General features: G+C 66.9%; 1 protein-coding gene. It reads right to left on the bottom strand.

Features of this window, described 5'->3' with window-relative positions; translation table 11 throughout:
• Position 1 precedes the first annotated feature (1 nt).
• Positions 2-1,108 (bottom strand): glycoside hydrolase family 6 protein (locus AB0M20_RS45180; RefSeq protein WP_364307803.1); only part of this gene is annotated, 1,107 nt, incomplete at its 5' end.

Here is a 1,108-nt window from a genome sequence, read left to right as displayed (position 1 = left end):
GTCAGGAAAGCGGCGGGTACGCGTTCGCCATCAGCTGCCGGAACTGAGCGGAGAACCATTGCCCGGAGATCGGGGCGTCCGGCAGCGCGCCGGTCATGCTGTTGCCGTTGCGCTCGTTGCCGGTGTAGGTCGGGTCGCACATCCGGTCGAAGCCCTTGCCCTCGTCGTTCGGGATGGCCTTGCTGGAGCCGTCGGACTCACCCGGGGGCTTGACCCACACGTACGCGTCGATGCCGGTGGCCGGGTTGGCCCGCGGCCGCTCGCCGAGGCCCGCACCGGACTGGTTGCACCAGTTGCCGGCGTGGATGCGGCGGTCGATCCGTGAGGAGTCGACGAACGTGTTCAGGTCGGTCGAGGTGCTCGGGCCGGTGGGCCGGGCCGAGCCGCCCCAGCCGTTGCGGGAGGTGTCGATCAGCATGCCGATGTTGGAGTTGAAGCCGATCGAGACGAGGTGGTTGCGGAACGCCTGGGCGAAGCTCAGCTCGTCGATGTAGTAGTTCCAGTCCACCCACTTCGACTGCCGGATCTGCTGGCCGTTCACCGTGCCGTTGACCGTGAAGTACGGCTCGGTCAGGGCCGAGTAGTTGGCCGTGTTGGTGATGAAGCCGTGGACGTTGCTGATGCTGCCGGAGGCCAGGGCGGCCTCCCGCATGATCTGGGCGGTGGGCCCGAAGTTGGTGTCCCAGCCGATCCAGCCGTGGTGCGCGGCGTCCACGTAGTTGTAGGTGTTCGGCAGCGCGCCCAGCTTGTTCAGGGCGTACCCGATGCCCTGCACGTACCCGCCGTTGGCCTTCATCGTCGCGCAGGTCGCCACGTTGGTGTTGGTCACCAGGTTGGGCAGCGAGTCGATCTCGACGACGTTGATGATGCGCAGGTTCCGGTACTTCGACTGGTTCATGATCGCGGCGATCGGGTCGATGTACTCGGACTTGTAGCGCGGCAGCTCGTTCACGCCGAGCTCGCCGTTGGAGGCCAGCGCGGAGCAGTCCCGGCCGGGCAGGTTGTAGATGACCAGCTGGATGTAGCCGGCGCCCTGGGCGACCGCGGCGTCGAGGTGGTCCTCAAGACCCATCTTGCTGCCGGAGCCCTGAATCGCGGCGATCCGGTC

Origin of the sequence: Actinoplanes sp. NPDC051633 (assembly GCF_040681735.1) — a bacterium.
Lineage (GTDB): Bacteria > Actinomycetota > Actinomycetes > Mycobacteriales > Micromonosporaceae > Actinoplanes.
This window is presented reverse-complemented; position numbering and strand designations above follow the sequence as displayed.